Origin of the sequence: Marichromatium gracile (assembly GCF_004343155.1) — a bacterium.
Taxonomy (GTDB): Bacteria; Pseudomonadota; Gammaproteobacteria; order Chromatiales; family Chromatiaceae; genus Marichromatium; species Marichromatium gracile.
The window spans coordinates 1-7,127 of record NZ_SMDC01000021.1 but is presented as its reverse complement, the minus strand read 5'-3'; the positions used below and the strand labels follow the sequence as shown (position 1 = coordinate 7,127).

Genomic DNA, 7,127 nt, shown 5'->3' with positions numbered 1-7,127 from the left:
GCTCGACGGCGGACTCGGCGCCGATATCCTCGTCGGCGGCAGCGGCAACGACCAGCTTGCTGGCGGCTTTGGCGCCGACACCGCCGAGGTCGCCGGCAGCATGACCGAGCTGACGCTGACGCGCGCGGCCGACGGCTCGGCCACCCTGGTCAGCGCCAGCGGCACCGATACCCTCGGCGCCGATGTCGAGCTGCTGGTCAGCACCGCCGATGGCGCCATCACCCTGGTGCAGACCTTCTCCTCCGCCCGCCACCCCGGGCTCGGCATCGACGCCACTTTCGACGCCGCCTTCTATCTCGCCGCCAACCCGGATGTCGCCGCCGCCGTCGCCAGCGGCACCATCGCCGACGCCGAGACGCACTTCCTCACCTGGGGCGCGGCCGAGGGCCGCGCGCCCAACGCCAGCTGGGACGAGAACGCCTACCTGACCGCCAACCCCGAGGTCAGCGCCGCCGTCGACAACGGCGAGATCGCCTCGGGCATCGTCCATTACCTGGGCAACGGCGCCCGGGACCTCACCCTCACCGCCGACACCGCCTTCGACGCGACTTTCTACCTCGCCGAGAACCCGGACGTCGCCGCCGCCATCGCCGCCGGCACCATGGTCAGCGCCGAGTCCCACTTCCTCGGCTGGGGCATGGCCGAGGGGCGCGCACCGCACGCGCTCTGGGACGCCGAGGACTACCTCGCCGACAACCCCGACGTCGCCGCCGCCGTCGCCGACGGCACCTTCGCCTCGGCCGTCGAGCACTACTGGTGCTACGGCGCCGACGAGGACCGCGCCCCCGGCCCCTGGTTCGACACCGGCGCCTATCTCGCGGACAACCCCGACGTCGCCGCCGCCGGGCTCGACGCCGCCTCGCACTTCGTCCTCTGGGGCGCGGCCGAAGGGCGACTCGGCACCGTTGCCGACACCGAGCTGCTGCTCGCCTGAGTACACATGGCAGCCCGGATTCTTGAAGGTATAAGGGGATGCCCTCAGCTTGATTTCAGAGATACACGATCGCTGCCACGCGATCATGGAGAAAGCGCGATCTGCACCGACAACGCAACCCGACCGACGATAAGGATTCGACTGGGTATCATCCCCAAAAAATTGACATAGACCGCAGTCTAAGGTTTTGAATACGCTTACGCTTCAGCATCGGATCGAGTGCAGGCGATCAGGGCCGAGCACGGTCTCCGCGCCCAGGGAGAAGGCGGAATCGAAACAGCCAGACGCAATGTTGAAAGGTCGGGAGTCTGGTGCCGGACACCGGGGGCCGATGACTCTGGATCCACGGCCCTGACCTGAGTCCTGGCGTCGGCCGGCCGCCTGTCCATCAGTGATCTGCGACAAAGGTTCGATCCATGCACGATGGCTCCCAGACCTTTCATTTCATCTCCGGGCTGCCGCGCGCCGGCAGCACACTGCTCGCTGCCCTGCTGCGCCAGAACCCCCGCATCCATGCCTCGATGACCAGCGGGCTCGGCGCCCTGGTCAACGGCGCCATGCAGATCATGAGCCCGGGCTCCGAGGTCGCCCTGACCCTTCAGCCCGGGCAACGCGAGCACATCCTTCGCGCGCTCTTCTCCAGCTACTACGACGGCCTGACCGAGCGCCCACTGATCTTCGACACCAACCGTGGCTGGACGGCGCGCATGCCATTGCTCGCCGCGCTCTTTCCAGAATCCAAGGTCATCGCCTGCGTGCGTGACGTCTCTTGGGTGATGGATAGCCTGGAGCGACAGGTACGCAAAAACCCCTATCACTTCACCCGACTGTTCGGCCCCCAGAACCAGGGCACCGTCTACAGCCGGGTGGAGACGTTGATGCACCACGACGCCCTGGTTGGTCGTGCCTGGAGCGGACTCAAGGAGGCCTTCTACGGCGAGCAGGCCGCCTCCCTGCTGATCGTCGACTACGAATTGTTGGCGCGCGCCCCAGCCAGGGTGCTGCCGCTGATCTATCAGTTCATCGGCGAGCCCTGGTACGAGGGCCACGACTTCGACCGGGTGGAATACGATGCCGCCGATTTCGACGAGGCGCTCGGCGTCGACGGGCTGCACCGTATCCGCCCCAAGGTCGAGTTCCAGCCCAGACGCACCCTCCTGCCGCCCGATCTGTTCAAGAAGTGCCAGGGCATGGACTTCTGGCGCACCGTCAACGGCAGCCAGGCCAATGTCATCGTCGCCCAGCGCAGCGATGACCCCGAGACCGGCACGGAAGCACTGGCCTAAACCGCCCAACCCGTTCAGCGCCCGTTGAGCCCCCTCCACGGACACCCTGCCGCAGATCAGAGATGCCGCCGCCATGACCGACTCCCAGCAAATCGCCGTCATCGATACTCAGGTCCCGGATTATCAAAGCCTGCAATTCGCCGCCGAAGAGGCCGGGCTGGAGGTCATTCTGCTCTCCGGGAACGGCGATGGGATCGAGGAACTGGCCGAGGCGTTGGAGGGACGCAGTGGAATCGAGGCACTGCACATCCTCTCGCACGGGGCGAGTGGGCAGGTATATCTCGGCGATGACGTGCTGAGCAGCGACAGCCTGGACGAGCATTTGGATGCCTTGGGGATCATCTCCAGCGCAATCTCCGAGGACGGGGATTTGCTGCTCTATGGCTGCGAGGTGGGCGCCGACGGCGCCGGTCGCGCGTTCCTGGGCGATCTGTCGATCTTAACCGGCGCCGACGTGGCCGCCTCCGACGATGCGACCGGCGCCGACGCCCTGGGCGGCGACTGGGACCTGGAGGTCACCCGCGGCACCATCGACGCAACGCCTTGGGCGGCGACGGGGGTGGAGGGCTTCGACGGTGTGCTAGCGTACAGCGGGACCATCACGTTCGACAGCGCGCCGACCAGCGGCGCGTACGGGAGCGGCGATGCCAACGAAAACGCCACCTACACCCTCACCGGGGGCAACTATACCTTGGTGCTCGATGGCGCAAGCGAGAGCACGTACATTTATGTTTACGGTGGCGACGGATACGGAAACATCGGTGCAAACAGAGCGACAGAGACCAAGGCAACGCTGTATTTTCAGGGAGGAGAAACGTTCGATATTTCAAGCATAAACCTGACGAACTATGGTGTCCATTCCGAAATTTTCATCATAACATCCGATAAAGCAGGCGACTATTACAAAACAGGCGCCATTTCAAACGGAAATAGCCAGGACGCCACGCTGACCGGCTTCACGGGCATCAGCAAGCTTTACATTGTTGCCCAGGACGGAAGCATTGAGAACGCCGAAATTGATAACTTGGTCCTAGCCAACGTTCAGTCACCCTCCAACGATCCGGTCTTCACCGTCGATAATGACGGCAGTGTTTCCGAGACCGCCACCAACGGTACGCAGGTGCTGGCTGACGGCGACATCGAGGCCAACGACGGCGACAGCGGCGGAGCGGATGCCGGGATCACCTATTCCATCACCGCCGGCAACGGGAACAAGGATGGCGACGGCAATTCGGCCTTCGCGATCGATTCCAGCACCGGTGCCGTCACCGTCAACGACGCCGACGATCTGGATTTTGAAACCACACCGTCCTACACCCTGACCATCCGGGCCAACGACGGCAGCGGGACCGTCGACACTGATTTGACCATTACGGTCAACGATGTGGCCCCCTCCATCACCGGCGGGCAAAACTTCGGCGCCAACGAGTCCGCCGCCAACAGCTCGGCGGTGGGCACGGTCGCCACCACCGGCGACGACGACGGCGTCACCTTCTCCATCCAGTCCGGAAACACCGGCAGCGCCTTCGCCATCGACGCCTCGACCGGCGCGATCAGCGTCAACGACACCAGCCAGCTCGACGCCAGCGTCACCTCCAGCTACACCTTGGGCATCCGCGCCACCGATGGCACGACACCATCCGACGTCGATGTCACCATCAACGTCACCGACGACGTCGCGCCCGCGATCACCAGCAACGCCCCCGCCGGCGCGCCGGCGGCCAACGCCGCCTCAGTCGACTTCAGCGTCACCTTCGACGAATCGGTGAGCAACGTCAGCGCCGACAACTTCCAGCTCACCACCACCGGCAACGCCTCGGGCACGATCAGCGGGGTTGCCGGTTCCGGCACCAGCTACACGGTGACCGTCGATACCATCGCCGGTGACGGCACGCTGCGCCTCGACCTCAAGGGGGCGACCGATATCGTCGATGACGCCACCAATGTGGCCACCGCTTATACCTCGGGCACCACACACAGCGTCGATCGTCTCGCCCCCACGGTGACTGACGCCAACCTCTCGATCAGCGGGGCCAGCGGTACCGCCGGGGCCTACAAGGTCGGCGACACCCTCACCGCCACCTGGGACAATACCGCCTCGGGCGACAACAATGCCGACATCGCCAGCGTCAGCGCCGACTTCAGCGCCTTCGGCGGCGGCACGACGGTGGCCGCGAGCAACAGCGGCGACACCTGGACGGCGACCTACACCATCACCGAAGATGGCGGCGGCAGTCTCGATACTACCGGTCGCAACGTCTCGGTGACCGCCACCGATGATGCCGGCAACGCCACCACCACCGCCGACACCACCAACGCCACGCTCGACAACGACAGCCCCGTCGTCACCGACGCCAACATCAGCCTCTCCGGCGCGAGCGGCACCGGTGGGGCCTTCGTCACCGGCGACACGGTCACCGTCACCTGGGACGATACCGCCTCGGGCGACAACAATGCCGACACCCTCGCCGAGGTGACGGTGGACTTCAGCGCCTTCGGTGGCGGTGCGGCAGTGGCTGCAAGCGAGAGCAGCGGCACCTGGACGGCGAGCTATACCGTCACCCCCGGCACGATCGAGGCGGCCAATCGCAACGCCTCGGTGACGGTCACCGATGACGCTGGCAACACCACCATCATCGCCGACACCTCCAACGCCACGCTCGACAACCAGGCCCCGACGGTCAGCGCCGTCTCGGCGACGACGGCCAACGGCACCTATGGCATCGGCGAGACGATCACCGTGCAGGTCCAGTTCAGCGAGGCGGTGACCGTCACCGGCACGCCACAACTGACCCTCGAGACCGGGGCGAGTGATCGCACAGTCGACTACAGCGGGGGTTCGGGCACCACGACCCTGAGCTTCGCCTATACGATCCAGGCCGGCGACACCAGCGCCGACCTCGACTATGTCGCAACCACGGCGTTAGCCCTCAACGGCGCGACGATCAACGATGGCGCCGGGAACCCGGCCGCGCTCACCCTGCCCTCGCCTGGGGCGGCCAATTCGCTCGGCGCCAACAAGGCGCTCGTGATCGACACCGTCCCCACCATCACCGCGGCGGGCTACGACGCCGACACCGGGGTGTTGACGGTCACCGGGAGCAACTTCGTGGCCGCCAGCGGCGCGGCCAACGACGTCGATCTCTCGACGCTGACGATCACCGGCGGCAACGCCGCAAGCCACACCCTGAACACCGCCACCGATATCGAACTCGACTCGGCCACCCAGTTCTCCGTCACCCTCTCGGGGGCCGATCGCACCGCGGTCGACGCCCTGCTCGACCAGCTCGGCACCAGCTCGAGCTTCGGCACCACCTACAATCTCGCCGCCGCCGACGACTGGCTCACCGGCGCCGACCCCGGCGCCGACATCAGCGATACCACCGGCAACGCGATCACCGTGGCCGTGGCCCCCAAGCTCACCAGCGCCACCTATGACGCCGCCACCGGCACCCTGGTGGTCACCGCCACCAATATCCAGGCCAACGGCGGCGGCGCGGACATCGACGCCAGCGCCTTCACCCTCACCGGCGCGGGCGGGGCGGGCTATACCCTGACCGACACCACAGACGTCGAGCGCACCTCGGCCACCCAGTTCACCCTGACGCTGAGCGCCACCGATCGCGCCGGGGTCGGGCCGCTGCTCAACAGCGACGGCACCACGTCGACCGGAGGCACGACCTACAACCTCGCCGCCGCCGATGACTGGAACACCGCGGTGAGCGCCGGCGACAGCAGTGATGCCACCGGCAACGGCCTCACCGTCAGCAATGTACCGATCCCGACGCTGACCTCGGCGACCTATGACGCGAGCAACGGCACGCTGGTGGTCACCGGCAGCGGGCTGCTCGCCCGCGGCGGGGCGGCCAACGACATCGACGCCTCCCGGCTCACGCTCGTCGGCGAGGGCGGCGCGACCTATACCCTCACCGACACCGCCGACGTGGAGCTGACCTCGGCGACCGGCTTCACGCTGACGCTGAGCGCCACCGACCGCGCCGGGGTCGGGCCGCTGCTCAACCAGGACGGCACCAGCGCGACCGGGGGCACGACCTACAACCTCGCCGCCGCCGAGGACTGGGCCGCCGGCGCGGCGGCGGCGGTGACCGATGCCGACCTCACCGCCAACCCCGTCACCGTGGCCAATGTCCCGGCGCCGACCATCACCAGCGCCACCTACGACCCGGCCAGCGGCCTCCTGGTGGTCACCGCAACAGGGTTGCCGAGCGCGGCGGGTGCGGCCAACGACATCGATCTGTCGCAGCTGACCGTCACCGGCGCCGGCGGCGCAACCCATACCCTCACCACCACCACCGATGTCGAGATCGATTCGGCCACCCGCTTCAGCGCCACCCTCGGCGGCACCGACAAGAGCGCGGTCGACGCCCTGCTCGATCAGGCCGGCACCCAGGCCGCCGATACCACCGTCTACAACCTCGCCGCCGCCGAGGACTGGGCCAGCGGCGCGGCGGCGGCGGTGACCATTGCCGATCTCACCGCCAACCCGATCACCGTCGCCGCCGTCAGCAGTGGCGGTGGCGGCGGCGGTTCGACCCCGGAGACGGGCGATGACCTGTTCAGCGGCGACGATGGCTCGGTGATCGACGGCGGCGGGGTCGACACCGGGCTCAACCCCACCACGGACTTCACCGACACCACCCTCGACGGCGCCCCGGTGACCACCGGCACCACCACCGACAGTCGCACCGGCGAGAGCGTCGCGGTGGTGGTCAGCGACCCGAGCGCCCCGGGCGAGCGCACCGACGTCGACCCGAGCAGCCCGGAGGTCGACATCCCGGTCGGGGGCGTGAAGGTGAGCAAGCCCGAGTCGCTCGGGCTGATCGCCACCAGCCGGGTGAGCACCGAGCGCAGCGCGCTCGAGACCCTCACCGGCGGCGACGACGCCG

3 protein-coding genes and 1 pseudogene are annotated in these 7,127 nt (G+C 67.4%); all 4 read left to right on the top strand.

Going from position 1 to position 7,127, the window contains the following annotated elements:
• Nucleotides 1-934, top strand: a 934-nt coding sequence (locus tag EDC29_RS17350; RefSeq protein ID WP_207906555.1) for a hypothetical protein, incomplete at its 5' end; no start/stop codon positions are given.
• A 416-nt stretch (nt 935-1,350) separates the two neighbouring features.
• Nucleotides 1,351-2,220 (top strand): sulfotransferase family protein, encoded by an 870-nt coding sequence (locus EDC29_RS17070; protein WP_123141796.1) that lies wholly within the window; start codon nt 1,351-1,353, stop codon nt 2,218-2,220.
• A gap of 73 nt (nt 2,221-2,293) precedes the next feature.
• A pseudogene (locus tag EDC29_RS17730) lies at nt 2,294-2,791 on the top strand (DUF4347 domain-containing protein); the annotation flags it as partial.
• A gap of 453 nt (nt 2,792-3,244) precedes the next feature.
• On the top strand, nt 3,245-7,127 hold a 3,883-nt coding region (locus tag EDC29_RS17640; protein WP_279432468.1), incomplete at its 3' end, for a beta strand repeat-containing protein.